This window comes from Ensifer aridi, from assembly GCF_002078505.1.
In the GTDB taxonomy this organism is placed as follows: Bacteria; Pseudomonadota; Alphaproteobacteria; order Rhizobiales; family Rhizobiaceae; genus Sinorhizobium; species Sinorhizobium aridi.
The window spans coordinates 349,128-375,203 of the sequence record NZ_LUAV01000004.1 but is presented as its reverse complement, the minus strand read 5'-3'; the positions used below and the strand labels follow the sequence as shown (position 1 = coordinate 375,203).

The following is a 26,076-nucleotide window of genomic DNA, read 5'->3' as shown; positions in this document are numbered from 1 at the left end:
GCCTAAATGTTCATGTGTCGATATATCTCGACACATGGACACATCCGACGCAATTGCAGCCCTTGCCGCCCTGGCTCAACCAACACGTTTCGACGCATTTCGGCTCCTGGTCACACACGAGCCGGACGGCCTGCCCGCGGGTGAGATCGCCCGTGTGCTCAAAGTCCCGCACAACACCATGTCGACGCATCTAGCGCAGTTGCAGCGGGCGGGACTTGTGACGACGGAGCGGCAGAGCCGATCGATCATCTACCGCGCCGATCTCGACGGTCTGCGTCACGTCATCAGCTTCATGCTCAAGGACTGCTGCGCCGGACATCCGGATCTCTGCGCACCCCTGATCGCGGACCTTACGCCATGCTGTTCACCAAGGGAGGACACCCATGCCTGAACCCGTCTACAATGTCTTGTTCCTCTGTACCGGTAATTCGGCACGCTCTATTCTTGCCGAGTCGATCCTGAATACGGAAGGCAAGGGCCGCTTCCGCGCCTTTTCGGCCGGCAGCAACCCCAAGGGCACCGTGCATCCGCTTGCCCTTCGGGAACTGAAGAGCCGCGGCTACCCGGCTGAGGGCTTCAGTTCCAAGGGTTGGGACGTGTTCGCCACGCCGGATGCGCCGCAAATGGATTTCATCTTCACCGTTTGTGACAGCGCGGCGGGAGAGGCCTGCCCCGTCTGGCCGGGCCATCCGATGACCGCCCATTGGGGCGTGGCCGATCCGGCCGCGGTCGAAGGCAGCGAATTCGAAAAAGAAAGGGCCTTTGCCGAGGCGGCGCGGTTTCTCAAGAACCGAATCATGGCCTTCATCAGCCTGCCGCTCACCTCGATCGACAGAATGGCGCTCCACAGCCATCTCGATGAGATCGGCCGTATGAACGACGTGACCGCGGACAGGGCAAGCTGATGCAGGAATTCGACTTAAGCCGCCGTTGTGTGGCAGAGGCGCTCGGCACTGGCCTGCTCGTGGCGGCGGTCGTCGGCTCGGGGATCATGGCCGATGCCCTGACGGCCGATAATGCATTGGCCCTCGTTGCCAACACGATCGCCACGGGAGCGATCCTCGTTGTCCTGATCACGATCCTTGGCCCTCTGTCTGGTGCCCATTTCAACCCGGCAGTGTCGCTTGTCTTCGCCCTTTCCGGAGGACTCGGGCGACGCGACTGCGCGTTTTATCTGGTCGCGCAGGTGACGGGCGCCATTGCCGGGACTGTCATCGCCCATCTGATGTTCGATCTTTCGCCGCTCGACATCTCCGCAAAAGTACGCACCGGTCCCGCGCAGTGGCTTTCGGAGGCGATCGCGACCTTCGGCCTGATCGCCACCATCCTCGCCGGCATCCGCTTCCGTGGCGAGGCAGTACCGTGGCTCGTCGGTCTCTACATCACAGCCGCCTACTGGTTCACCGCCTCCACGTCCTTCGCCAATCCAGCAGTCGCATTGGCTCGGTCACTGACGAACACCTTCTCCGGCATTCGTCCGGGGGATCTGCCCGGCTTCGTGATTGCGGAAATACTGGGAGCCGTCTGCGCGCTTTCGCTGATGACCTGGCTCCTGCGGCCGGCCCGACCCATCGCCCGCCCAATCTCCAACGAGGCAACACCATGAACGTCACCATCTATCACAATCCGGCCTGCGGCACCTCGCGCAACACGCTGGCGATGATCCGCAACGCCGGCATCGAGCCGACCATCGTCGCCTATCTCGACGCGCCGCCATCGCGCGCAGAGCTGAAGTCGATGATCGCGGCCGCGGGACTGACAGTGCGCGAGGCCATTCGTGAAAAAGGAACACCGTTCGAAGCGCTCGAGCTCGGTAATCCCGCGCTCGGGGAAGAGGAACTGCTCGATGCGATGGTCGAACACCCGATTCTGATCAATCGCCCCTTCGTGGTCACTCCGCTGGGCACACGCCTTTGCCGCCCGTCGGAAGTCGTGCTCAACATCCTGCCGGATACCCACAAGGGACTATTCTCCAAGGAAGACGGCGAAGCCGTGCTCGATTCAGAAGGCAAGCGCATTGTCTGACGACAACGACCTCCCTTCCGCGAACGTGCGGCAACTGCGGCCGCCGGATAGCGACGCGCTGTGCCCGACGCTTTCGACGCACAAGCCACGCATCCTGATTCTCTATGGATCGTTGCGAACGGTGTCCTACAGCCGCCTTCTGGCGCACGAGGCCCGCCGTCTGCTCGAGTTTTTCGGCGCGGAGGTGAAAATCTTCGATCCCGCCGCTTTGCCGCTGCCCGATGCGGCACCGGTGAGCCATCCCAAGGTGCAGGAACTGCGCGAATTATCGATCTGGTCCGAAGGACAGGTCTGGGTGAGCCCGGAACGCCACGGAGCGATGACCGGGATCATGAAAGCCCAGATCGATTGGATTCCGCTATCGACAGGATCGATCCGGCCGACGCAGGGAAAGACGCTGGCCGTCATGCAGGTTTCGGGCGGATCGCAGAGCTTCAACGCCGTCAATCAGATGCGCATCCTCGGCCGATGGATGCGCATGATTACAATTCCCAATCAGTCTTCCGTCGCGAAGGCGTTCCAGGAATTCGATGCCAATGGCCGGATGAAGCCGTCGAGCTATTACGACCGCGTCGTCGACATCATGGAAGAGCTGATGAAATTCACGCTCCTGACGCGCGACTGCTCCGCCTACCTGACGGACCGTTACAGCGAGCGCAAGCAGGCGGCCGCAGAGCTCGAAGAGCGCGTCAATTTGGCGAAGATCTAGCGCGGGATGAGGAAAAGTGTGCGCGGTTTTCCGCCCGCAACCCGCGCTAACTTTTTAGTATCGATCACGTTCACGATTTAGGTCGATCCGACCTAAATCCTCGTGACCTGAGCGGCAATGCCTATCTCGGGAAATCGAGCCCCATTTCGCGGAAGCGCTCCGGATCGTCGCCCCAGTTCTCACGCACCTTCACAAACAGGAAGAGGTGCACGGGCTGCTCCAGAATTTCCGAGATTTCCTTGCGGGCTGCGGTGGAGATCGCCTTGATCGCCTCCCCGCCCTTGCCGAGCGCGATCTTCTTCTGGCTCTCGCGCTCCACGTAAATCACCTGCTCGATGCGCACCGAGCCGTCCTTGCGCTCTTCCCACTTCTCAGTCTCCACGTGCGACGCATAGGGAAGCTCCTGATGCAGTCGCAGGAACAGTTTCTCGCGAGTGATCTCGGCAGCGAGCTGGCGCATCGGCAGGTCGGAGATCTGATCCTCCGGATAATACCAGGGACCCTCCGGCAGCGCCTTGGCCAGATAATCCATAAGGTCGTCGCAGCCCGAGCCGTTGAGCGCCGAGATCATGAAAGTACGCTCGAAAGCGACGGCCTCGTTTGCCGCGGCCGCGAGCTTCAGCAATTCCTCCGGCCGCACCCGGTCGACCTTGTTGAGCACCAGGATCTTCGGTTGCGGCACCTCCTTCAGGCCTTCGAGGATCGCCTCGGCATCGCCCTTGAGTCCGCGTTCGCTGTCGATCAGCAGCATCACGACATCGGCATCCTTTGCGCCGCCCCAGGCGGTGGTGACCATGGCGCGGTCGAGCCGGCGCCGCGGCTTGAAGATGCCGGGCGTGTCCATGAAGACGATCTGAGCGTTGCCGTGAATGGCAATGCCGCGGATGATCGCACGTGTCGTCTGGACCTTGTGACTGACTATGGACACCTTCGCGCCGACGAGGCGGTTGACCAATGTCGATTTGCCGGCGTTCGTCGCGCCGATCAGCGCCACGAAGCCCGAGCGGGTCTGCGCGCCGCCGGCGGCCGTATCAATTTCCTTATCCGTCATGGCTTCCGTCAATTTCCGGCAGATCGTTTCTGCCAAACACCTTCGCGTTCCAGCAATCTCGTGGCGGCGATTTGCTCGGCGCCGCGCTTTGAGCGATCGATCCCCGTCTCCGGTGCCAGCCCGTCGACCTCGACCGTCACGGTGAAACGTGGATCGTGATCGGGGCCGGAGCGATCGTCCGTCCTGTATTTCGGCGCAACGCCGAATTTGGCGTGCGCCCATTCCTGCAGTTCCGTCTTCGCATCACGGCGGGCGCCGTCCGCGCTCGCGGCGCGGTGCGTCCAATGCTGCAGGACGAAGCGGCGCGCCGCCTCGATGCCTCCGTCGAGATAGATCGCAGCGATCAGGGACTCTACCACATCGGCGCGTACGTTCATCATGTGCTTGCCGGTGATCTTCTTGACGTCCGATCCCGTGCGGATGAATTCATGCAGCGACAATTCGTCCGCCACCTTCGCGCAGCTCTCCGCGCTCACGAGCTGGTTCAGGCGGACCGAAAGCTCGCCCTCGTTCGCATTGACAAAGGTCTGAAACAGAAGTTCTGCCACGCACAGCCCCAATACCCGGTCGCCCAGGAATTCGAGCCGCTGGTAGTTGATTGCGCGGCCGCTGCGGGCGCTCGAATGCGTCAGCGCCCGGTCGAGACGCTCCTTTTCGGCAAACTGGTAACCGATCGCGGCCTCGAGCCTCGCCCGGTCCTCCGCGCTCAACGAGCGCCCCTTCATCATTCGACAACCTTGAACAGGCGATCGTAACGCAGGTTCGCCGGCCACTTCCACACTTCGCGGAAGGACGTATCGTTGCCGAGCGAGAAGAAGATCAGGCTTGCGCGGCCGACCAGGTTTTCCGCCGGAACGAAACCGACGTCGAAACGGCTATCGGCCGAGTTGTCGCGGTTGTCGCCCATCATGAAATAGTGGCCGTCGGGGACGATGAATTCGCGGGTATTGTCGCCGCGTGAATCGGGAAACTGGTCGAGCGTGTCGTAAGACACGCCGTTGTCCATCGTCTCGCGATAGACCGGAACGTCGCCGCCGGTGTCGTACTGATCATCCGCCCGGAACGTGCCGTCCGGCACGCGCTCGACGGGCTTGTCGTTGACGTAGAGGATGCTGTTCCTGACCTGGATACGGTCGCCCGGAAGGCCGACGAGACGCTTGATGTAGTCAATGTCGGGGTTGGGCGGGAAGCGGAAGACCACGATGTCGCCGCGCTCGGGTTCGCTTGCGAAGATCCTGCCGCTGAAAAGATTCGGCGAAAACGGCAGCGAATACTTCGAATAGCCATAGGCGAACTTGTTCACGAAGATGTAGTCGCCGACGAGCAGTGTCGGCATCATCGATCCCGACGGAATGGTGAAGGGCTGGAAGAAGACGGTCCGAATGACCACGGCCAAGAGCAGCGCCTGGATGATGACCTTCACATTTTCCCAGAGGCCGCTCTGCTTCGTTTCTGTCTTTTCTGCCACGCTCAGTTCTTCCTTGTCATCCTGCCCAGGGCACCTGGTTTTCACGCTTCAACTTGCGTTTGCGCCCCGGACGCGTGCTGCGCATCACCGCGCGAATTCGACCCTATATGTCGCGGGAGCTCCATGCTTCAAGCGACGGTCGATCCGGCAAGTGCTCTAAACCGTTCCCTCGGCGGGGGCAACCGGGACTGCCTCGATAATCACGAAAGCTTGTGCCAACGGGAAATCGTCGGTGATCGTCAGATGAATGGTGGCACGGTGCCCGACGGGCAGGATCTGCTGGAGGCGTGCGGCTGCGCCTCCAGCCAACTGCATCGTCGGCTTTCCACCTGGCATATTGACGACCCCCATGTCCTTCCATAGGACCCCTTGCGCAAGCCCCGTACCCAGCGCCTTCGAACAGGCCTCCTTGGCCGCGAAGCGCTTGGCATAGGACGCCGCGCGATTCTTGCGGCCCTCCGATTTGGCGATCTCGATATCGGTGAAGCACCGGTTGACGAAACGCTCACCGAAACGCTGAAGCGAATTTTCGATGCGGCGAATATCAATGAGATCGCTCCCGATACCGATAATCATGATGGAGTTCCGACCCTTTGCGCACGAGCCCGCCGGCGCCGCTCCTGGAAAAGCCGGGCCGCCTGGTAGGAAAGCGGGTAGAAGATCAAGGCGCCGCCGATGGCCAGCGGCAGCGAGCCGACGATCATCGGCTTGAAGACCGGGCCCCACAGCTCGGCAAGGTCCAGCCGCTCAATCATGCGGGCGATCTCCGGGCCGCCGATGGCCGGAACGGCCTGCGGCTCCATAAGTGCCGTGCCGAGCTCGTAGGACGCCGTCAGGATCACTGGAATGGTAATCGGATTGGCAAGTGCAGTCGTGATCGCCGCAGCGAGCAGGTTGCCGGAGAAGAGCGCGGCGATGATAACCGCGAAAACGATGTGAAAGCCGAAGAACGGCGTAAGGGACGAAGCGGCCCCCGCCGCCACGCCGACGGCGATCGAGTGAGGAGACGATTTCAGACGGAGGACGCGAAGCACAACACAGCGCAGACCGCGCGAAAGCCCCTTGCGCGGCCAGAAGAAAGCGCGAAGCCTTTCGGATATCGTTACCGGTTCTCTGCGCCTGAATAACATTCTGCCGTCATGATCGCATCTACAGCGCCGCGCGTCTTGTATGACGCGCAAAGGTCGCTGTAGCACTTTGAATTGCTGCATGTCTTTGTCCTTAAATCGAGGTCGATTTAAGGAGACATGCAGTAGAAGCCGTCCGCGGGCCACTACCGCACCGCGCGCCCAACCGGACGCGTGAAAGTCGCCGTAGTACTTCGTATCGCTGCAGGATTTGCCCTTAAATCAATTCCGATTCGAGGAATCATGCAGCAGGCGGCCTCTCCGCCTTTGATGGCCGCAACATAGGCGCGACGCCAGCCGGGTGCAAGCCGAGGCGGCAGGCGGCAAAATCACGCATCCGAGCCATTCTGAAAATGCATAGCTCGGCGTTCATCGCCTTCACGCTGACAGATTATCGGCTGCGCCCGGTCGCGATTGGGCGCAAGTCCGCGAGACAACCTTTGCGCGCCGTCCCGGCGCGCTCACGTTTTCGAATCAGAAACCCTTGCGGAACAGGCCGCGATCGATCTGACGCTGACGGTATTCGAGGTCGATGCGATCGACGGAACCGTTCAGATAGGCGATCTCGCGCTCTTCGATAGTGGGAATGTGCAGCGCACGGGTGATTTTCTTCAACTGCTTGAACATTGGCAAACCTCTTCGTTTACCTCCCGATGCGAAAGATAGTTCAGAGGTCGGCTCGCCACCAGCGCCAGGATGCGGCGGCAGCCATGCACGACATGCATGGCAAATCATTTCTGCGCCGGGCGCTGCCCATTTCGAAGGCAATTGCATGGGAAAGCGCTGAATTCTGACGCGTTTTGCGGTGGCGGAGCCTTGCGACGCCGCCAGCAGGTGCGCACCCTAATCGAACAGGCGCTTGACCATGGAAATGCTCGGCAATTCTTTGAGCTGCGCCATCAGATGGTTGAGCTGACGCAGGTCCCAGACTTCGAGGTCGAACTGCATCTCACTGAAATCGGCGGCGACACGCCCCATGGAGAGCGAGCGGATATTCACGTCGGTGGTCGCGATCGCCTGCGCGATCTCGGCAAGCGTGCCAGGTTCGTTCAAGGCGCTGACGGCGATTCTTGCCATGAAGCGGCTGCTGTTCGCCTCGTCGAGATCCCAGCGCACGTCGATCCAACGCTCGGGCTCTTCGTCGAACTTTTGCAGGATGGGCGACTGAATCGGGTAAATCGTGATACCCTTCTCCTTATCCATGATGCCGACGATCCGGTCGCCGGGAACGGCACCCGCGGGACTGAAATGCACCTCCGCATTGCCGGAGAGCCCGCGGATCGGCAAGGCTTCGGGTCCTTCCGCCTGCTCCGCCGCGATCGCCTCCTTCGAGCGTTCCGGCAGCTTGAAGACCATGCCCGCCGCGCTGCGCATGTTGAACCAGCCGTCGTCGGCACTGGGCTTGACGGTCACGCGCTCATCCTGGTGGTCCGGGAAGACGGCGCGCAGGACGTCGAGCGAGGAGAGCTCGCCGCGTCCGACCGCGGCGATCGCATCCTCGACTTCCTTCTGCCCGAGCCGATGGAGAACCGGCTTCAGCGCCTCGCGCGAAAACGTCTTGCCCGCGCGCTCGAAGGTACGTTCGAGGATGCGGTATCCGAGCCCGGCATATTGCTTGCGCACGGCCGCGCGTGTCGCGCGGCGGATGGCCGCGCGCGCCTTGCCGGTGACGACGATTTCCTCCCAGGCCGGCGGCGGCACCTGGATGCCCGAGCGGATGATCTCCACCTCGTCGCCATTGTTGAGCCGCGTCACCAGCGGCATGATGCGGCCGTTGATCTTGGCGCCGACGCAGGTGTCGCCGATGTTCGTATGGACGGCATAGGCGAAGTCGATCGGCGTGGCACCGCGCGGCAGCGCGATCAACTGCCCCTTGGGGGTGAAACAGAAGACCTGGTCCTGGAAGAGTTCGAGCTTCGTGTGCTCCAGGAACTCCTCGGGATTGTCGCCTTCGGCAAGCGACTCGATCGTCCGACGCAGCCAGGAATAGGCATTCGACGACGGAGAGCGGGTCGCATCCCCCGAGACCATGTCCCGATCCTTGTAGAGCGCATGCGCGGCGATACCGTATTCCGCGATCTCGTGCATGCGCTTCGTGCGGATCTGCAGCTCGATGCGCTGTCGCGACGGGCCGATGATCGTCGTGTGGAGCGACTGATAGTCGTTCTGCTTCGGCGTCGAAATATAATCCTTGAAGCGGCCTGGCACGACGCGCCAGCGGGTGTGCACGATGCCGAGCGCCCGATAGCACGAAGGAATGTCGTCGACGAGGATGCGAAAGCCCCAGACGTCCGATAGCTGCTCGAAGGAGAGCGATTTCGACTGCATTTTGCGGAAGACGGAATAGGGCTTCTTCTGACGCCCTTTCACCAGTGCATTCTTCAGGCCCTCCGCCTGTAGCAGCTCGCTCAGTTCTTCTTCGATCTTCTTGATCAGACCCTCGTTGCGCTGCGAGAGCTCTTCCAGCCGCCTCGTGACCGTTTCGAAGGCCTCGGGGTTGATATGGCGAAACGCGAGATTTTCGAGCTCCTCCCGCATGTCCTGCATGCCCATGCGTCCGGCCAGCGGCGCATAGATGTCCATCGTCTCCTCGGAGATGCGTGCGCGCTTCTCCGCCGACATGTGATCGAGCGTGCGCATGTTGTGCAGTCGGTCGGCAAGCTTGACGAGGAGGACGCGAACGTCGTCGGAAATGGCAAGCAGCAGCTTGCGGAGATTTTCCGCCTGCTTCGCCTTCTTGGTGACGAGGTCGAGCTTCTTGATCTTAGTCAGCCCCTCGACCAGCGCGCCGATGTCCTCGCCGAAGAGCTCGTCGATCTCCTGCCGTGTCGCCGTCGTGTCCTCGATCGTATCGTGCAGCAGGGCGACGGCGATCGTCGACTCGTCCAGATGCATTTCGGTAAGAATCGCCGCGACTTCGAGAGGATGAGAAATATACGGATCGCCGCTTGCCCGCTTCTGCTGACCATGCTTCTGCATCGCATAGACATAGGCCTTGTTAAGCAGGGCCTCGTTGACGTCGGGCTTGTATTTCTGCACGCGCTCAACGAGCTCGTATTGGCGCATCATCCGCTGACGGCTCCGTGAAATCAGGCAAACAAAAAAGTGCGCCAATCATACGAGTGGCGCACTGCTTCGAAAACACGTTGGAACGGCTGTTCCCGAACGGATCTCAGTAGTCGTCGCTCTTTTCCGGCGGAACGAGACCTTCGATACCTGCCAGCAGTTCCTCCTCGGACATACGGTCGAAGGTCAGCGCTTCCGGCTGGTCCTCCTCCTCCGCAGCCTCGGCAAAAGCGGCGGTTTCCGTCTGAGCGAGCGCAGCCGCATCGGGTTCCGGCTCGTCCACTTCCACATGCTTCTGGAGCGAGTGGATCAAGTCTTCCTTCAGATCGCCGGGAGAAAGCGTCTCGTCGGCAATCTCTCGCAGTGCAACGACCGGATTCTTGTCGTTGTCACGATCAACGGTGATCGGGGCACCTTGCGAAATCAGGCGCGCGCGATGGCTGGCAAGCAGGACGAGTTCGAAGCGGTTTTCGACCTTGTCAATGCAATCTTCGACGGTGACGCGGGCCATAGCCTGTCCTTTACGACTTAAGAAGCGCGGCGGCATGCCGCGGCATGATTAACGACACGAAACCGGAACGCCGCTTGATGCGGCTCCATCAGCTCCGATTTCTGGAATTAGCCGCTCGGATACATTCAAAACAACATAAGTTCAAGTTTTTCCTGCATCCAGCGCTCACGCCTTCGCCCAACGCATGTTAAAATACGGCATTTAAGGGTTGACGCTGCAAGTCCCAGACAGTGATTGTGTTTCGTGATATTCTTCGTACCAACATCAACGACAATTGCAAATTGAAGTGTGGACGAACTGCAGCAACTGCTAAAACTAGCTATAGGCGCCGCGCCCATGTTGGAATAAATGCGGTGGCATGACCTACATTATTTGCAAAATCAGCAATTAATAATGTAATACGCCTATTGTCTGCGCAGCCTCCGCGGGGTCGGTCCGGTCAGTGTGCAGGGCATGGAAAAGGAAATAACGATGTTCGATCCTCGCGAGAAAATCGCTCTATTCATCGATGGCGCCAACCTCTACGCTGCATCGAAGAGTCTCGGTTTCGACATCGATTATCGCAAGCTGCTTAAAGCATTCCAGAAGCGCGGATACCTGCTGAGGGCCTACTATTACACTGCGCTCATCGAGGACCAGGAATATTCCTCCATTCGTCCATTGATCGACTGGCTGGACTATAACGGCTACAAGGTCGTCACCAAGCCCGCCAAGGAATTCACCGACTCGCTCGGGCGCCGCAAGATCAAGGGCAACATGGACATCGAGCTCGCAATCGACGCCATGGAGCAGTCGGAGACCGTCGATCATCTGGTGATCTTCTCGGGCGACGGAGACTTCACGACGCTGGTCGAGGCTTTGCAGCGCAAAGGACGCAAGGTCTCCGTGGTCTCGACGATGTCGACGCAGCCCCCGATGATCGCCGACGACCTGCGCCGCCAGGCGGACCACTTCATCGATCTGGCAACTCTCAGGGGCGAAATAGGCCGCGAGCCTTCGGAACGGGTGCAGCGTCCTGTAGAGCCGGTTGCCGACGACGTCGAGCTTTAACGCGAGCGATCAGTCTATCTGCCCCTAACCCTCTACCCGCAGGCGGGAAGAGGTGGCCGGGCAGGTCGGATGAGGGGCTTTCCCTCGCAAACCCCAATGAAAAGGACTCAGCCCCGCTCCTTGAGCAGGCGGTTCTTCTGCCGGTTCCAGTCGCGCTCCTTGGAGGTCTCGCGCTTGTCGTGCAGCTTCTTGCCTTTGCCGAGCGCCAGTTCCAGCTTCGCGCGGCCGCGCTCGTTGAAATAGATTCTAAGCGGGATCAGCGACATGCCTTCGCGATTGACAGCGCCCTGGAGGCGGTTCACTTCCCGCTTCGACAAAAGCAACTTGCGGCGCCGGCGCGTCTCATGATTGAAGCGGTTCGCCTGTAGATATTCTGGCAGATAGGAATTGATCAGCCAGATTTCGCCGCCCTCGTCGGTCGCATAGGACTCCGAGATGTTGGCCTTCCCCTCACGCAACGACTTAACCTCGGTGCCGGTCAGCACGAGACCGGCCTCGTAGGTATCGACGATCTCATAGTTGAAGCGGGCCTTGCGGTTTTCCGCCACCACCTTCTTGACCGTTCTTTCGTTGCCCTTCGGTGCCATCAGTTCATCAATCCCGCGTGCCGAAGCGCGGCGTCGATCGCCGCCTCCGTCGCCGGCTCGAGCGTCGGCAGCAGCGGCGAGCGGACCGCGCGGCTCATTCTCCCAAGGCGATTGAGCGCATATTTTGCGCCGCAAAGGCCAGGCTCCAGGAAGATCGCCTTGTGAAGCGGCATCAGCTTGTCCTGGTAGTCTAATGCCCTGGCGAAATCGCCGCCAAGGGTCGCCTCCTGGAATTCAGCGCAGAGGCGCGGCGCGACGTTGGCGGTAACGGAAATGCAGCCGACGCCGCCATGTGCGTTGAATCCGAGCGCGGTCGCGTCCTCGCCCGAAAGCTGCACGAAATCCTTGCCGCAGGCCATGCGCTGCTCGGAAACCCGCTCAATCTTCCCGGTCGCATCCTTGACGCCGATGATCGTGGGATAGGCCTTGGCCAGCGCCGCCATGGTCTCGACGCTCATGTCGATGACCGATCGGCCAGGAATGTTATAGATCACGATCGGCAGCTTCACGTTTTCGGCAATCGCCGCATAATGGGCAAAGAGCCCCTTCTGCGTCGGCTTGTTGTAGTAAGGCGTGACGACGAGAATGGCGTCCGCTCCAGCCTTTTCCGCATGCTGTGCCAGTTCGATCGCCTCGATCGTATTGTTGGAGCCCGCGCCAGCGATGACCGGGACGCGACGGGCGGCTGCCTCGACGCACAGTTCTACGACCTGCTTGTGCTCGTCGTGGGAAAGGGTCGGGGATTCGCCCGTCGTGCCCACCGGCACAAGACCGTGGCTGCCCTCCTTTATCTGCCACTCCACATGTGCGACGAAACTATCCGCATCGACCGAGCCGCTGGCCGTGAACGGTGTTACGAGAGCGGGAATGGAACCCTTGAACATGCACAACTCCTGACGGCCGGGGACACGGAAAAGGCCCATGCTTTGGCCGCAATCGACGGTTAAAAAACTGCCGCACCATAATCATGTGACGTGGCTGCGGCAAGCGCCGCAACAACGCATTTCGTGTCCGTTTCCGACCAATGAAGAGCTTGAGGGAACTGCGACCGGCTCTGGCACGCAGGGAAAACAAGAGCCATGAACTGCCCGCTCGCCTGCCATTTACGACGACCGACAAATGCCGCTAACCTTTGCGTAGCCGATCCGACGGCAAAATGAAGTTGAGACACGGGGAACCACGGGGCTCTTGATGCGCGGAATGCTCTTTCTGCCTGTCGCCGCCATGCTCGGTGCAGCGATACTGGCCTCCTCGGCCGGCGCCATCGAGAGCCGGATACCAGTACCAGCCCAAAAGCCAGGCTTCGCGGGCAAATTGGGACGGATCACCACAGGTGATGTCACCGCCGCGATACCGGACGCTACCGCGGAAGTCGATGGAGATCTGAAAACCGGCCTCGATGCCTTGTCGGACCGGCAGCCGGCAACGGCGATCGCTGTTCGCGACCGCATGCCGGCCGGAACGCTCGACCGGCATATCCTCACCTGGGCGATCGCCGTTTCCGGACAGCGAGGCGTCCCCTCCCACGAAATCGCCGATGCGCAACGGGAACTTATCGGCTGGCCGGGCTTGAAGTCGCTACGCGCCCATTCGGAACGAGCGCTCTATCGCGAAAATCCGCCGGCCGCCGACGTGATCGCCGCCTTCGGTGCTACCCGCCCCGAAACGGCGGAAGGGGCCATCGTCTTTGCGCGTGCCTTGATGGCCGGGGGGCAAGCAGAGATGGCCGCCAAGCATCTGCGCGCCATCTGGCTGGACGAGGCGCTCGACGAGGAGATCGAAACGAAGGTCCTCTCGGAGTTTTCCGGCCTACTGACGACCGACGACCATAGGCGGCGGATGGAAATGCTGCTTTATCGCGGCCGCACCGAACAGGCGGAGCGGTTCAGTGATCTCGGTAAGGCGCAATCGCTCTTCCGTGCCTGGGCCGCAGTTATGCGCGGCAGCAGCAATGCGGCGGCGCTTGTCGCAGCGGTCGAGCCTTCCTGGCGCGACAAACCAGCCTATCTCTTCATTCGCATCGAGCTTCTGCGGAAACGAGAGAAATACGAGGAAGCTGCAAAGCTTCTCGCCCGGATGCCTGAGGACAGCGGCGCCCTGGTCGACCCGGGAGAATGGTGGAAGGAGCAGCGCATCGTCAGCCGCGGCCTCCTCGACAAGGGTGACTTCCGTGGCGCCTACGAGATCGCTGCCAATCATGCGGCAAACCGGCCGACGGACATCGTCGACGCGGAATTTCATGCAGGCTGGTACGCGCTGCGAGGGCTCGAAGAGCCGGCGACGGCCGCACGCCATTTCCGCAGGGTCCTGGAGGCATCTGGACGGCCGGTCTCCGCCTCGCGCGCCTGGTATTGGCTTGGGCGCGCCGCCGAGGCCGGTGGCCCCGGCAACGCGGGGGAGTATTTCGCCAATGCGGCGCGATATCCCGGCACCTTCTACGGTCAGCTTGCCGCCGCACGACTCGGTCGCTCGACGATCGATGTGACCTACCCCTCGCCTACCGAGGAAGATCGCGCTCGCTTCGAAAGCCGCGAAGCCGTCAAGGCGATCGGCCGGCTCGAAGCGAGCGGCCACGGCTGGCGGGCCGACAGCCTCTATCGGGCGCTCGCGGAGGAGCTCAACACCCCCGGCGAGCTTGCAATCCTGGCGGGGCAGGCGGAGAAAGCGGGCAATCACCAACTTTCCCTGCAGGTCGGGAAAATCGCCTTTGGCCGCGGCGTAGACGTGGCCGCCCTCGCCTTCCCGATCGGCGTCATTCCGTCGAGCGCGGATATCAGCGGGGCCGGCAAGGCCCTCGCCTATGCGATCGCCCGCCAGGAAAGCGCCTTCAATCCGGCAGCGGTTTCCGCGGCGAACGCCCATGGCCTGCTACAGCTTCTGCCCGGCACTGCCAAAGGCGTCGCCAGCCGCTACGGCCTCGCCTATTCCAAGGACCGCTTGACGACGGACGCCGGCTACAATGCGACGCTTGGGGCACATTATCTCGGCGAACAGATCGACAGCTTCGGCGGCTCCTACATACTCACCTTCATCGCCTACAATGCCGGTCCGCGTCGCGTGCCTCAATGGCTCGCCCGCTATGGCGACCCGCGTGGCAAGCCGATCGATGAGGTGGTCGACTGGATCGAGCGCATTCCCTTCGAGGAGACGCGCAACTACGTTCAGCGTGTGATGGAAAATTATCAGGTCTATAAGTCCCGGCTCGGGCAGAAGGCGGACATCGTGTCGGACTTGAGAATGGGACGTGATTCTTCGTGACGGTCGCCTGCGACGCTGCGGCGGCGAATTGATCGGCGGCGATGCACCGCGCGGCGACTAGATCACGATGATTTTAGGTCGGATCGACCTAAAATCATGAACGTGATCGATTCTAATAGGTTAGCGCGGAATGCGGGCGGAAAACCGCGCACACTTTTCCTCATCCCGCGCTAGGGTGGCAGGTGTTTCAACCGCATTATTTTCACGCGAAGGACGGGCTGAGGCTCTACGGCCGGGCTTATGGTTTCGGGGCTGAGCGGCGGGCGGGCATGCCCATCGTTTGCCTCCCGGGACTCACCCGCAACAGCCGCGATTTCCATGGCTTGGCCACCTTCCTGGCCTCCCCCGCCGGCGGCGGACATCCCGTCGTCACGCTCGACTACCGCGGTCGCGGGCAGTCGGAGCGCGACAACGACAATGGCCGGTACACGATCGCCGCCGAAGCCGCCGACGTCATCACTGCCTGCGCCTATTTCGGGATCGACAAAGCAATATTCATCGGCACGTCCCGCGGCGGCCTCATTCTCCATCACCTCATCGTATCAGCGCCTGCCCTAGTCGCCCGCGTGGTCCTCAACGACATCGGGCCCGTGGTCGAGATCGAGGGGCTGTTGAGGATCCGGGACTACCTGAACGCGGCAAGCGGACCGGAAAGTTGGGCGGAGGCGCCGATGTTTCTGCAGCGCCTGCACGGTGAAGACTTCCCCCTTCTTCGCGAGCAGGACTGGCGCGACATGGCCGAAGCGATCTACCGGGATGAAGACGGGCTCCCAATCGCCGACTTCGATCCAGCGATCACGGCGCAACTGAAGGGCTTGACCGCCGACACCGCACTCCCGGAGCTGTGGCCACAATTCGATGCTTTTCACGACCTGCCGATGATGGTCGTTCGCGGCGAACATTCCAAACTGCTGAGCGAAGCGACCGTTCAGGAAATGTCGCGGCGGCACCCCGATCTGGTGGCCGTGACCGCGCGCGGCCAAGGCCACGCGCCGCATCTGCATCTCGGCGGGCTCGAAGCGCACATAGCCGCGTTTGTTGTGGGCTGATTGCAACGACGGCTCGAATCCACCCCGGAAAAGCTACGAACTCCGGGGGCAAAAAACTCGGCGCCGTTGACTAGGCCATCAGGCGCGGCAGTTTTCTTTCCCGCTTACATGTACGGCGAAATGCACTGACGACGCCGGCCGTAATAGGGCTGGTACGTATTGTCGTAAGCCCGGTACGACCTGTAGCGCGCATAACACCAATTCGCATGCGAATTGCCGCCGCCACGGTAGTAGGCCCTGGGCGGCTGACTCAGAAGACCGCCGATAATCGCGCCGGCTGCGAAGCCTCCGAGAGCCGCGCCAAAATCGTCGTCGTCATCGTCCCAATCACGGTAATGGCGGCGGTAATAGCCGCGGTCTCGGTAGCGATAATAGTCGCGGTCCCGGTAGCGTCTGTACGAGCCGAAACGTGGATTCCCGGAGCGGTCAAAGAACCGGCAATTGTGGTATTGGCAATAACGCGGATTGCTCGGATTCCAGCCTGGTACGTGGTCGCGCGCGTTGTTCTGGGTCAGTTGAATGTCGGAGGCTTGCGCCTTCACCGCCGGCACCGTCGGGAATGCCTGAGCCGGCCCGATGCTTGTCAGCGCGGTCGCCAGTGACAGGGCAACGATTGCTAGCCTCTTCATCGGCTTCACCTTTTCCTTTCAAAGGATTACTTCCCTTCAGCAACAAAATGGCCGAAGCAGGGTTTTGTGCCAAGGCTTAAGTTGCGATCACGATTTGTTGATCGCACCTGCCGAGACCGAGCGACCGCACCGGTGCTGTCTACAGTGCCGTGCGTCTTCTCAGACGCACAAAGGACGCTGTAGCACTCTGAATTGCTGCAAGTTTTTGCTCTTAAATCGAGTACGATTTAAGGAAAGTAACGTTCCTTCGAGGGAGTGTCGCAGTCATGCGTTCCATGCATGTCCAACTATTGCGACATTGAGAGCTGCGGAACGCAAGCTTGCGCTGCTCGCCACGCGCAAATGACAACGAAAAAGCCCGGCTCAGAGAGCCGGGCTTTCCTTCACTGACCGAGGTCAGGTCAGATTAGAAGTCGCGCTGCAGGCGGACGAAGCCCGAGACGAAATCGTCATCAGCGAAGGTGTTGTCGTAGTCGACGTCGGTGTAGTTAACCGTTGCGCGAGCTGCGAGGCCTTCGGTGATCTGGTAGTCAGCCGTGACGCCGACCTTCCAGGCATCGCCGTTGCCGAAGCCTTCGTTCGGACCAGCACCTTCCCAAGCGTCGTTAAACGGAACGTTGTTGCGGATGTCGCCGAAGTACTGAGCGCCGGGGGTGATCGCAAACTTGTCGGTTGCATTGAAGCGGTACGAAGCAGCAACGCTCCATTCCGAAACCGACCAGTAAGCGTTCGGGTCAGACGACCAGATGGCGAGAGCCTGGAGAACGCCCGGGCCGAGGTCTGCAGAGATCAGGCCACGGATCGCGCCTTCTTCGACTTCCGAGTCGTAGCCGCCGAGCAGGTCGAAGGATACGCCGCCGAGCGTAGCGGAAACGATACCTTCAACACCGATACCGTTCGGCTTCGAAGTTACGCCTTCGAGTTCGTCTACAGCAACGCCGGCCTGGAAGGTGCCGCCGTCATAGATGTAGGCAATCGAGTTGAACTTGGTGGTGTCGTTGCCGTTGATGTCGGTTTCGCCGTTCAGGCCCTTATCCCACCAGCTCCAGAAGGCACCAACCTTGAAGCCGCCGAGCTGGATGTAAGCTTCGTCGACCTTGAAGTTGTTGTGACCCTGGTTGTCCGTGTCAGCTTCGATAGCGAAGAAGCCGGTCAGCGTGCCGAACTCGGTGTCGCTCTTGGCGTCGAACGCCAGGAAGCCACGCGAGAACATGTCCCAATCGGACGAGCCATCCGGATCATCATCGCGGTTGTCAACAGCGTCTTCGCCGAAGTCAACCTGAACGCGGACGAAGCCGCTGATCTTGAGGCAGGTTTCCGTGCCCGGAATGTAGAAGTAACCCGTGCCGAAAGCGTCGCAAACGCGAACGTATTCCATGGGCTCCGGCTCGGCAGCGACGATAGCGTCGGCAGCCTGTGCGCCGGAGACTGCTGCGAGAGCAGCAGCGGAGCCGAGAAGAAGGCTCTTGATGTTCATTTCTGACCTCCAGTCAAAAGTTTCAAACGGGTCTGGGTTTCTTTGCTGAAGGACAGCGTTCCCTGCCCCATCCCCAACGTTCAAGAAGTCGGACGATCAACCGCCCTCGCTTCCGGAGTTGAAAATACAAAACCGGATGGGGCGCGCAACGACCAACTTGCCTGATCAACTCCTTTGCGCTGCCCTTCCCTGATCCCTGTTGCTGAAACGACACAAAATCGCCCCAGACGGCCCGAGAGAATTAACAAATCATTAAGAAAATCCTTTAGCCACGCGGGGTTAGCGTGAAGCTGCGTCACGTCTTCTGTTTCGAAAAGAGGCAGAAAATGGCCAAAAACGGGGGCAAAACCCGGCACCGGGTTCTCCGCGCCCGGTCTTTCCGCAGGTCCTCAGGCCGCCCAAAGGCCGAGTCGGACAATGCGATCAGGGGAGCTTTCGCCGATTCTCAACAGAATCAATGGGCGGAGATTCGCGAATCTGCGGACGCGACGATCACCCCGGTCGCAGAATCGGCCGGATCGAGTCGATCGAGGGACGGTGCGGTTCCTCAAGCGCAGGCGAGCGATCAATTGCCGTCGCGAAGATGTGCTGCGAACTCGCGGCCGAAGTACTTCGCTACTGGAGACACCGACCTCGAACGGGCAATACTACCAACGACTCTGAGAGAGGCGGCCAGCTTTATCGGGGCTGAACAATGCGGGAAATGGCGGAGAAGAAGGGATTCGAACCCTCGATACCGTTTCCGGTATACTCCCTTAGCAGGGGAGCGCCTTCGACCACTCGGCCACCTCTCCGTTACGGCCTAGCTATTGCCAGAGGCCAATGATTGCAAGGGTTTTTTGCGAAAAATCGACAAACGGCGACTTTTTCAACAAAGCCGCCGCGACGAGACCAGACGTGGATATTTCAGCCATTTCCTGCGCGTTTCCGAAAACGCGCAGGATTTTTTTCGAAGGCGAGAAGAGCTTACGGGTTTGCCCAATTCGCGTGGTCGCGGCAATCTCTGCGCGATACGGAGCCAAATCGCCAATCCTCTCGATGAGGAGAGCAGATCCACTAAGGATTGCAATAGCGTGATCATCGTGCGTGTTGCGATTGCTTCAAGTCGCCAGAAGCAGATGCAGGTGGCTCATGACTGCCCGCAGCCATGGGTCAGACTCCTCCACTGCGGCCCAGCTGGCAGCGATTGAAAGTGGTCCGCACGCCCCGCACCTATTTGTTGTCGCCGCTTGCGCCCTCCGTCTTGGGCGGCCTCTTCAGGCCTTCGGGGCAATCGGCGGGCGCATCCGCCTGAGCGCAGCGATCCTCTCTGGATCCGCCGGCGGTTGACTCAGGGGTCCCGGGATTCGAGTTGGACTCAGTTCCTTGGCCCGACGTTCCCTGTTGGGATTGGGTGCCGCCCGACGTGCCTTGCTGGGCGTTTGCAACCTCGCTGAGGACGAGTGGCGAGATGCCGAGCGCGAGCGCCAGAGCAAGAGTACTTGCGTGTTTGAACCTCATTGTTCTCTCCCTTCGATTGAGGCCCTGAAACTACGCTGCAGCGCTTTTGTTCCTGCCGACATGGACCATATGCGGAAGCGGCCGCAGCGATCGTAAAAAGGAACTGAGGGGCTCGGCACCCATCGTTCCGGGGCTGGCGGCAAAAGCGCTCGCAAGGCTGAAGCAAGCGGCGCGGCAGAGCATGCGCGATGTCTTCGCCGCGCTTGATTCTCTCATGAAGCGATCTGCCGGCTGGATGGAAGGATGGTTTTTCCGGGGAACCGGTCATGTCGATGATCATGCATCGCGCGCAAGCAAGTTCCGGCCAACCAGCCGGTAAGTACCCGCATTATTTCATCGAACGGCCCTGCCGCATCCTCGTCATCGGCCAGCAGTTGAAGGCGAAAACCAAATATCATTGCCTGCTGCGCCACATCTCGGTCGGCGGCGCGATGCTCGACTTCAACGCGGCGATCATGCTGCCGAAGCACTTCTTTCTGGAGATCGACGGCTTCAAGGAGGAGATCGGCTGCGCCGAAGTGTACCGTAGCGGCACCGAACTCGGGGTACGCTTCAACATGTTGCTGGCACAGGATTTTCTTCGCAGGCTGATCCGTATGCAGTTTTCCAGCGGCGCTTGAAAGCCCCGGCAACCCCCAAGCCACCTCAGCCGTCCATCTTTCTTTGCGCGAGCCGTTTCCGATTCGCGTCCTTATGCGATAAGTTCCGCGGCGCATTTCCCGAACGGAGTTCAGTTTTTCCAAGATGTCCGCATTCTCACGCTTCACGCCGCTCGTCCAATCCCTGCCGGCCACCATTCCCTTCGTCGGGCCCGAGGCCATCGAGCGCCAGCGCGGCCGCAAGATCGCCGCGCGCATTGGCGCCAATGAGAGCGGATTCGGGCCGGCCAGATCGGTGTTGCGCGCTATCGAGCAGGCGGCCGGAGAAACCTGGAAATATGCCGACCCCGAGAATCACGATCTGAAGCAGGCGCTTGCCGCACAGCTCGGCACCGCTCCCGCCAATATTGCGGTTGGTGAAGGCATCGACAGTCTGCTCGGGCAGATCGTGCGTCTTGTCGTCGAGCCGGGCACGCCGGTGGTGACTTCGCTTGGAGCCTATCCGACCTTCAACTATCATGTCGCGGGCCACGGCGGACGGCTGGTGACGACACCTTATGTCGAGGACCGCGAAGATCTCGAGGGGCTACTCGCCGCCGCGAAGCGCGAGAACGCCCCGCTCGTCTATTTCGCCAATCCCGACAATCCGATGGGAAGCTGGTGGCCGGCCGACCATGTGATCGACTTTGCGAACGCCCTGCCCGAAACGACTCTGCTCGTTCTCGATGAGGCCTATTGCGAAACGGCACCGCCGGAGGCGCTGCCGTCGATCGCGAGCCTCATCGACAAGCCCAACGTCATACGCACGCGCACCTTCTCGAAAGCCTATGGCCTCGCGGGCGCGCGCGTCGGTTACGCATTGACCACAGCCGGAACAGCCCAGTCCTTCGACAAGATCCGCAATCATTTCGGAATGAACCGTATTGGTGTCGCGGCCGCGATCGCCGCGCTCGCCGATCAGGACTATCTCAATGAGGTTACGCTCAAGATCTTCGGGGCACGGGAAAGAATCGCCTCCATCGCCCGCGATAATGGGATCGAGCCGCTTGCCTCGGCGACGAATTTCGTGGCTGTCGATTGCGGACGGGATGCGGCCTACGCGCGGGCAATCGTCGACCGGCTGATGAGCGACCACGGGATCTTCATCCGCATGCCCGGCGTCGCACCTCTCAACCGCTGCATCCGGGTGAGCACCGGCCCCGATAGCGAGTTGGATCTACTCGAAGCGGCCCTGCCCTCGGTGCTCAAGAGCCTCGCAGCAGGCTAGACTCACAAGCGCCATCGCGCGGTCAGTGCATGGTCATCCACTCGCGCGCCGCCCGGAGCGCGGCGGCGAGATCCGCCTTGCTCATGGTCGCCGCGAGATCGGCCCGAAGGTCGGCAGCACGGTCCGAGCCTCTGATGGCTGCGATGTTCAGCCACTTGTGCGCGGCGACGAGATCGACGGGCCTGCCACGGCCAGTTGCGTAGGCGAGGCCCATTTCGCAAAGAGCATCGGCCCGATTCTCGCCTCCGATCGCGTCATGCGAAACGACATCAATGTCAAAGCGTGCCATCTTTATCTTGTCCCTGTCTTCGTTGGTCCGCCGAAGCGGCACGCCCCCTACAGCGCCGCGCGTCTAATTAGACGCGCAGAGATGCTGTAGAACTTTGAACTGCTGCATGATTTTCTCCTTCAATCGATCCGATTTAAGGAATCATGCAGTGGCGCGCCTGGCTTCAGTTCGGCATTTTTCTTCGTCCCTGTTCAGTGCTGCCTCTTCGCGGGCTTTCCGAAGGCGCACCGTCTTGTGCGGCGTCGCTTCCGGCGGTTCGGCGGGTTTTCCTCCGCTCGTCTTATGGGTTCGAATATGCCGGACGGGCTTCAACGGGCCCTTAAAATGCATGCTTAATTTGACGCAAACAAAGTTCAAACGCTTGGTAAACTTGGGTTTTCGTTAAGCATCGGACCGCCTGTGACAGCGGGCATTCGCCTCAAAATTTACGAAAATTCAGAAGCGGATTTCAACCAAACGCTAACCACATAAACAGCAGCGCTTCCGAGGAGGATGCGATTTCGCGGATCCACAATGGCTCTTCCCCTCCGACAAACGGGGCGCCCGCACGGATATTTACCTTTACGTACGCGTAAGCTAACGTGCGGGGCTCTGGTGGTGAGGAGATCGCCGGAGACGAGGAAACGCAAGCATGGGCCAGACGCAAGACGGCAGCTTCTTTCGGAGGAAATCGAATGATTCGTACATTGTTCTTCACCGCGGCGCTCGCCTTCGCCGCAACGGGTGCTATGCACGCGGCCGAGCCGATCGTCGGCGACTGGAAGACAGCAAGCGGCGCAACGGCCGAGATCGCCCCCTGCGGCGGGGCGTTCTGCATCACCCTGAAGACGGGCAAACATGCGGGCAAGCGCATCGGCTCCCTTTCCGGAATGGGCGGCAGCTACAGCGGCGAGATCACCGATCCCGAAAGCGACAAGACCTATAGCGGCTCCGGCTCCGTCAGCGGCAATTCGCTGAAGATGAAAGGCTGTGTGCTGAAAGTGCTTTGCAAGTCGCAGACCTGGACGCGGCTTTGAATGCGAGGGGGGCGCCGGCATTCGCCCTGGGCTAACGGCGGCCCACTTACGGCGCCGCGCGTCTTATCAGACGCGCACAGGTCGCTGTGGTAGCCGCGGCGTTGCGGACTTGACCACCATGCCCTTCCTTGGGAAGGTTCGAGCCGGCCCTACTAAGGCGGCGGGGGGATCTTCATGGAAGTACGAGATCTTGAGACCATCCTTTCCGAATACGAAATGGTGGCCCTGATCGCCAACAGTGAAGGCGTAGACGTCGAAGCGGTCTCTCGCGGCCTTCCGGAGCGAACGCTGTACATCTTTTTCACAGGCTGCGCGAAAGTGCTAGCACGCCCTTTCGACAAGGATGCCATACTTTGCCACCGCCTCGTCAGCGGCGGCACGCGCTTCCAGAAGTCAAAGAAACACTTCGATAAGGCGTATGCACTCTTCTCCCGGCCCCCGAGAGCCGAGATTGGCGTTCTTGCCGACCGCGGCGTGCCGGAAGGAACGCCCGGCATGACCGCGCCACGGCGGAGCGCACTCGTCCCATACACCTTGGATTTCGACTACGTGTTCGGCTCGCTTTATCCGGTCGGGCGCATGCCGACAACAGGCTTCGCCGTTGCCCTGTGGCTGCTGGAGAGGGCGTCGCATGCAAACGTCTGCCTTTGCGGGTTCACCGGCGTGGCGGGAATGCAATTCAACATGCATGTGGAGCATGACTGGACCTTCGAACAAATTATGCTGCGGTGTTTCGTCAACCGAGGCCGCCTACGGTTTTTCGAAGAAGGCGTCAGTGGGCCGGCCGGCACCCTGGAGCGCATCTGCCGCCATTTTCCGGAATTGAATGAGTCGACAATAGCACTGATTGCATCCAACGTTCTGGCAAACCGCTATACAGGAATGGAACGCCAGGTCGCCAGACTTTGGGCAAGCACAAAGCTGGAGCGTCGGATTCGCGCATTTTTCAAGCGCTTCAGCCGCTAGAGCGGAACGAAGCCTTCAGCGGGCAATCAAAGTTTCGCGGCGTAGAGAAGGCGATCACGGGTGGAAAACCATTCCTCGGCATAATCCGCGTTCTTGTATTCCTCGAAGTAAGGACCTCCCTCCGTGAAATGGACGAGATCGGCAGCCTCGTTGTAATCATATTCATCAACTAGCCAATTCCAGGTTGGCGGCAGTGAACCGATAAGTTCGTCTGATTCGAGCCATTTGAATTGGTGCAACTGCAGCCCAGTCGCTGTGTTGACATAGTTTGAAGTCAGCGATCTGCATTTGGCGTTGTTGAAGAGAATGACGCTCGACCAGTTCTTCTTTTCATATTTGGTCTGCGTCTGGCCGAGGAATTTGATCGTACTCTTCGGGATATAGTCGTGCTTCACGCACATCACGGCATAGCGGTCGTCACGCAGCTCCCACAACCGCGCGATGTCGGTTCGCATCAGCATGTCGCAATCGGCGAACAGGCTCCACCCTTCATAGTTGCTGAGATAAGGGACGAGGAAGCGTGAAAACGAGAACTCCGTGGATTGCAGCGGATTGCGCTCGCGGGTGAAGGTCCCTGCCAAATTGTTCAGCGAGACAGGCACGAACTCGACCGGAATCGAGCTCTTCTCGAGGATGCTCTGGCAGAAGACATGGTAGGCCACGACTTCCTTGCTGTCGAAACCCACAAACACGCGCGCAATATTCATCATGCCCGCTCCGACCGGTCAGGTTTGCATATGGCGATGAAGCCGACAGCCACTTCCGATTTGAGAGCGGACGGCCTTTCAGCCTCTGCGTGCAGCCGATGCTGGACCGGTCCTGCTTTCTGGTCAAGCTGCAGTGCCCGCATTTGGCGACATCGCCCCCAAATTTCGCGTACGGCATTCGCATCATTTTTCGAGTTGAGCGGCTCCGGGGCGATCATTGCCCGGCAAGCACCGCGCAAAACGGCCAATGGCGCAGCGCCTGGCATTCTGGCCCGGGGGGGCCCGCCAGGTCGGGGCTCTCGATGCAAGAAGGTGAGCCTCCTTCGACGAGCATCCACAAGCTCCGACCCGGTCTGCTCATCTCAGCGGGCGCGCTGGCCGAAGAGGATCTTCTTCGCTTCCTCGTCTTCGGCAAGGCTCTTCTGGCGAGCCCGTTCTTCCTTGCCCACCTCGATCGCCTTCTTGACCGCCGGTCGCGCGAGAATCGTCTCGAACCAGCGCTTCAGGTTCGGGAATTCGTTCAGGTCCTGGCCCTGATTCTCGTGCGGAATCACCCAGCCGATCGCGGCCATATCGGCGATGGAGTAATCACCGGCAAGGAACGGCCGGTCGGCGAGCCGCCTGTTCATCACGCCGTAAAGGCGGTTCACCTCATCGGTGTAGCGTTCGATGCCGTAGGCGATCTTCTCCGGGGCGTATTGGCGGAAATGGTGGGCCTGTCCGGCCATGGGGCCAAGACCGCCCACCTGCCAGAAGAGCCATTGGTCGACGTCGACGCGGGCGCGCTCCTCGGAGGGATAGAACTTTCCGTATTTGCGGCCGAGATATTGCAGGATCGCTCCTGATTCGAACACGGAAAGAGGTTCGTCGCCGGGGCCTTCAGGGTCGATGATCGCCGGCATGCGGTTGTTGGGTGAGATCTTCAGGAAGTCCGGTGCGAACTGATCTCCGCGGCCGATGTTGATGTATTTCACGACGTAGGGAACGCCGAGCTCCTCCAGCATGATGGTGATCTTCCAGCCGTTCGGCGTCGGCCAGTAGTAAAGCTCGATGGGAGCGGTCATAGGCGTTCTCTCCTGAAGTTACGGGAGCATTGACGTAGGGACGCCTACCGCCCACGGCAAGGCTAAGAGGTTTTACGAAGATGAATGGCAGATGAACGGGCATCTCAGCAAGAATTCAGTTTGGTTGTGCGAAAAGGCTATCAATCGATTTGAACGTGTCTCCAGCCCAACGGACAAGACCATGGATATTCTCGCTCGCCGCCTCACCATCATCAGTCTGCTGATGGTTGTCTTCGCGATGACGCTCGCCGCAGCGGTCGGCGCCGATACGGAGCGCCGCCGCCAGAGCACCTATCTCGGCTCGCTTACCGACTGCACCGCCCACACGGCTCAATATTGCCAGGCGAAGCTTTAGGTCTTTGTTTTTGCGCATGTCGTTATCCCAAAACTGCTGCACACTTTTGGGCGACATGCATTAAAGGAATCACGGAAATGGCCGCCCTTGTCTCCTCCGCCATCATCTCGCTCCGCCTCCTGATCCTCGCGGGCCTGCTGATGGCGCCGATCGGAGCGGCCGCTTACAGCAAAGCTTCCGGCCTCGGCATCGGCAAGAACGGGGCCGGCCTCGTCCTCTTCGTCACGCTGCAGCGTCAGGCGATGAGCTGACCGCCACCCCCGTGGCGGAAACGCATTCGACCTCTTGCATGGCGCCTGAAATTCC

The 26,076-nt window shown here is 60.5% G+C and carries 31 protein-coding genes and 1 tRNA gene; 14 read left to right on the top strand and 18 right to left on the bottom strand.

Going from position 1 to position 26,076, the window contains the following annotated elements:
• The first annotated feature begins 34 nt into the window (after positions 1-34).
• The 5 genes from AYK65_RS05445 to arsH are packed head-to-tail and all read left to right on the top strand — an operon-like array spanning position 35 to position 2,734.
• Complete coding sequence (locus AYK65_RS05445) at positions 35-391, top strand: ArsR/SmtB family transcription factor (protein WP_026612694.1); 357 nt, start codon at positions 35-37, stop codon at positions 389-391.
• Positions 384-905, top strand: a complete 522-nt coding sequence (locus AYK65_RS05440; protein ID WP_026612695.1) for an arsenate reductase ArsC — start codon at positions 384-386, stop codon at positions 903-905. Before AYK65_RS05445 ends, AYK65_RS05440 begins: the two co-directional genes overlap by 8 nt.
• Positions 905-1,606 (top strand): aquaglyceroporin AqpS, encoded by a 702-nt coding sequence (gene aqpS, locus AYK65_RS05435; RefSeq protein ID WP_026612696.1) that lies wholly within the window; start codon positions 905-907, stop codon positions 1,604-1,606. The genes AYK65_RS05440 and aqpS overlap by 1 nt, the downstream gene beginning before the upstream one ends.
• Positions 1,603-2,025 carry an arsenate reductase (glutaredoxin) gene (gene arsC, locus AYK65_RS05430; protein ID WP_081158012.1) on the top strand — a complete coding sequence of 141 codons (423 nt, stop codon included), beginning with the start codon at positions 1,603-1,605 and terminating at the stop codon, positions 2,023-2,025. The genes aqpS and arsC overlap by 4 nt, the downstream gene beginning before the upstream one ends.
• Entirely contained in the window at positions 2,018-2,734 is a 717-nt protein-coding gene (gene arsH, locus AYK65_RS05425; RefSeq protein WP_081158011.1) for an arsenical resistance protein ArsH, read from the top strand. Before arsC ends, arsH begins: the two co-directional genes overlap by 8 nt.
• 121 nt (positions 2,735-2,855) lie before the next feature.
• Here the strand turns inward: arsH and era are convergent, their stop codons facing one another.
• The 8 genes from era to rpoZ form a co-directional block, all read right to left on the bottom strand.
• Positions 2,856-3,785, bottom strand: a complete 930-nt coding sequence (era, locus tag AYK65_RS05420) for a GTPase Era (protein WP_026612699.1) — start codon at positions 3,783-3,785, stop codon at positions 2,856-2,858.
• Positions 3,786-3,793: 8 nt separating this feature from the next.
• On the bottom strand, positions 3,794-4,510 hold the full coding sequence (rnc, locus tag AYK65_RS05415; RefSeq protein ID WP_139015616.1) for a ribonuclease III: 717 nt from the start codon (positions 4,508-4,510) through the stop codon (positions 3,794-3,796).
• A complete protein-coding gene (gene lepB, locus AYK65_RS05410; protein WP_026612701.1) occupies positions 4,510-5,253 on the bottom strand; it encodes a signal peptidase I in 744 nt (247 codons plus the stop codon). The genes rnc and lepB overlap by 1 nt, the downstream gene beginning before the upstream one ends.
• A 156-nt stretch (positions 5,254-5,409) precedes the next feature.
• Positions 5,410-5,829, bottom strand: coding sequence for a holo-ACP synthase (acpS, locus tag AYK65_RS05405; RefSeq protein WP_081158010.1), 420 nt, complete (start codon positions 5,827-5,829; stop codon positions 5,410-5,412).
• The gene (locus AYK65_RS05400; protein WP_081158009.1) at positions 5,826-6,383 is read right to left on the bottom strand and encodes a DUF2062 domain-containing protein; all 558 of its coding nucleotides are present in this window, start codon (positions 6,381-6,383) and stop codon (positions 5,826-5,828) included. The genes acpS and AYK65_RS05400 overlap by 4 nt, the downstream gene beginning before the upstream one ends.
• A 471-nt stretch (positions 6,384-6,854) precedes the next feature.
• A complete protein-coding gene (locus AYK65_RS05395) occupies positions 6,855-7,007 on the bottom strand; it encodes a DUF3563 family protein (protein ID WP_065285015.1) in 153 nt (50 codons plus the stop codon).
• A gap of 216 nt (positions 7,008-7,223) precedes the next feature.
• The gene (locus tag AYK65_RS05390; RefSeq protein WP_026612704.1) at positions 7,224-9,449 is read right to left on the bottom strand and encodes a RelA/SpoT family protein; all 2,226 of its coding nucleotides are present in this window, start codon (positions 9,447-9,449) and stop codon (positions 7,224-7,226) included.
• Positions 9,450-9,552: 103 nt separating this feature from the next.
• Positions 9,553-9,957: a DNA-directed RNA polymerase subunit omega gene (gene rpoZ, locus AYK65_RS05385; RefSeq protein ID WP_026612705.1), complete on the bottom strand. Its 405-nt coding sequence runs from the start codon at positions 9,955-9,957 to the stop codon at positions 9,553-9,555.
• A 471-nt stretch (positions 9,958-10,428) separates the two neighbouring features.
• On the opposite strand from rpoZ, the gene AYK65_RS05380 reads away from it, so the two are divergent.
• On the top strand, positions 10,429-11,007 hold the full coding sequence (locus AYK65_RS05380) for a LabA-like NYN domain-containing protein (protein WP_026612706.1): 579 nt from the start codon (positions 10,429-10,431) through the stop codon (positions 11,005-11,007).
• A gap of 107 nt (positions 11,008-11,114) precedes the next feature.
• Here the strand turns inward: AYK65_RS05380 and smpB are convergent, their stop codons facing one another.
• Together smpB and dapA are read right to left on the bottom strand one after the other, a co-directional pair.
• Positions 11,115-11,594, bottom strand: a complete 480-nt coding sequence (smpB, locus tag AYK65_RS05375; protein ID WP_046118379.1) for an SsrA-binding protein SmpB — start codon at positions 11,592-11,594, stop codon at positions 11,115-11,117.
• The gene (gene dapA / locus AYK65_RS05370; protein ID WP_026612708.1) at positions 11,594-12,478 is read right to left on the bottom strand and encodes a 4-hydroxy-tetrahydrodipicolinate synthase; all 885 of its coding nucleotides are present in this window, start codon (positions 12,476-12,478) and stop codon (positions 11,594-11,596) included. The genes smpB and dapA overlap by 1 nt, the downstream gene beginning before the upstream one ends.
• A gap of 307 nt (positions 12,479-12,785) precedes the next feature.
• Here dapA and AYK65_RS05365 point away from each other — a divergent pair, with 307 nt between their 5' ends.
• The gene (locus AYK65_RS05365; RefSeq protein WP_081158008.1) at positions 12,786-14,852 is read left to right on the top strand and encodes a lytic transglycosylase domain-containing protein; all 2,067 of its coding nucleotides are present in this window, start codon (positions 12,786-12,788) and stop codon (positions 14,850-14,852) included.
• Positions 14,853-15,034: 182 nt separating this feature from the next.
• Positions 15,035-15,901, top strand: a complete 867-nt coding sequence (locus AYK65_RS05360; protein WP_085034008.1) for an alpha/beta fold hydrolase — start codon at positions 15,035-15,037, stop codon at positions 15,899-15,901.
• A 104-nt stretch (positions 15,902-16,005) separates the two neighbouring features.
• Here the strand turns inward: AYK65_RS05360 and AYK65_RS05355 are convergent, their stop codons facing one another.
• From AYK65_RS05355 to AYK65_RS05335, 5 genes are all read right to left on the bottom strand, one after another.
• Positions 16,006-16,530: a BA14K family protein gene (locus AYK65_RS05355; RefSeq protein WP_026612711.1), complete on the bottom strand. Its 525-nt coding sequence runs from the start codon at positions 16,528-16,530 to the stop codon at positions 16,006-16,008.
• 406 nt (positions 16,531-16,936) lie between these two features.
• The gene (locus tag AYK65_RS05345) at positions 16,937-18,007 is read right to left on the bottom strand and encodes a porin (protein ID WP_081158005.1); all 1,071 of its coding nucleotides are present in this window, start codon (positions 18,005-18,007) and stop codon (positions 16,937-16,939) included.
• A gap of 80 nt (positions 18,008-18,087) precedes the next feature.
• Positions 18,088-18,363 (bottom strand): hypothetical protein, encoded by a 276-nt coding sequence (locus AYK65_RS31505; RefSeq protein ID WP_139793131.1) that lies wholly within the window; start codon positions 18,361-18,363, stop codon positions 18,088-18,090.
• 348 nt (positions 18,364-18,711) lie between these two features.
• Positions 18,712-18,801, bottom strand: a tRNA-Ser gene (locus tag AYK65_RS05340).
• Between the two features lie 12 nt (positions 18,802-18,813).
• Positions 18,814-19,029 carry a hypothetical protein gene (locus AYK65_RS05335; RefSeq protein ID WP_081158004.1) on the bottom strand — a complete coding sequence of 72 codons (216 nt, stop codon included), beginning with the start codon at positions 19,027-19,029 and terminating at the stop codon, positions 18,814-18,816.
• Positions 19,030-19,773: 744 nt separating this feature from the next.
• Here AYK65_RS05335 and AYK65_RS05320 point away from each other — a divergent pair.
• Entirely contained in the window at positions 19,774-20,127 is a 354-nt protein-coding gene (locus AYK65_RS05320; RefSeq protein WP_026612715.1) for a PilZ domain-containing protein, read from the top strand.
• A gap of 124 nt (positions 20,128-20,251) precedes the next feature.
• Positions 20,252-21,373 carry a pyridoxal phosphate-dependent aminotransferase gene (locus AYK65_RS05315; protein WP_026612716.1) on the top strand — a complete coding sequence of 374 codons (1,122 nt, stop codon included), beginning with the start codon at positions 20,252-20,254 and terminating at the stop codon, positions 21,371-21,373.
• A gap of 22 nt (positions 21,374-21,395) precedes the next feature.
• Here the strand turns inward: AYK65_RS05315 and AYK65_RS05310 are convergent, their stop codons facing one another.
• A complete protein-coding gene (locus tag AYK65_RS05310) occupies positions 21,396-21,662 on the bottom strand; it encodes an SEL1-like repeat protein (protein WP_026612717.1) in 267 nt (88 codons plus the stop codon).
• 674 nt (positions 21,663-22,336) lie between these two features.
• On the opposite strand from AYK65_RS05310, the gene AYK65_RS05305 reads away from it, so the two are divergent.
• A complete protein-coding gene (locus AYK65_RS05305) occupies positions 22,337-22,678 on the top strand; it encodes a DUF2147 domain-containing protein (RefSeq protein WP_046118385.1) in 342 nt (113 codons plus the stop codon).
• Between the two features lie 174 nt (positions 22,679-22,852).
• Positions 22,853-23,644, top strand: a complete 792-nt coding sequence (locus AYK65_RS05300; protein ID WP_081158002.1) for a hypothetical protein — start codon at positions 22,853-22,855, stop codon at positions 23,642-23,644.
• 26 nt (positions 23,645-23,670) lie between these two features.
• Here the strand turns inward: AYK65_RS05300 and AYK65_RS05295 are convergent, their stop codons facing one another.
• Positions 23,671-24,354 (bottom strand): glycosyltransferase family protein, encoded by a 684-nt coding sequence (locus AYK65_RS05295; RefSeq protein WP_139793130.1) that lies wholly within the window; start codon positions 24,352-24,354, stop codon positions 23,671-23,673.
• A 359-nt stretch (positions 24,355-24,713) separates the two neighbouring features.
• A complete protein-coding gene (locus AYK65_RS05290) occupies positions 24,714-25,415 on the bottom strand; it encodes a glutathione S-transferase family protein (protein ID WP_026612721.1) in 702 nt (233 codons plus the stop codon).
• Positions 25,416-25,596: 181 nt separating this feature from the next.
• Between AYK65_RS05290 and AYK65_RS05285 the strand changes: the two genes are divergently transcribed.
• On the top strand, positions 25,597-25,770 hold the full coding sequence (locus tag AYK65_RS05285; RefSeq protein WP_026612722.1) for a hypothetical protein: 174 nt from the start codon (positions 25,597-25,599) through the stop codon (positions 25,768-25,770).
• 77 nt (positions 25,771-25,847) lie between these two features.
• Positions 25,848-26,021, top strand: a complete 174-nt coding sequence (locus tag AYK65_RS31495) for a hypothetical protein (RefSeq protein WP_026612723.1) — start codon at positions 25,848-25,850, stop codon at positions 26,019-26,021.
• The last annotated feature ends 55 nt before the right edge of the window (positions 26,022-26,076 follow it).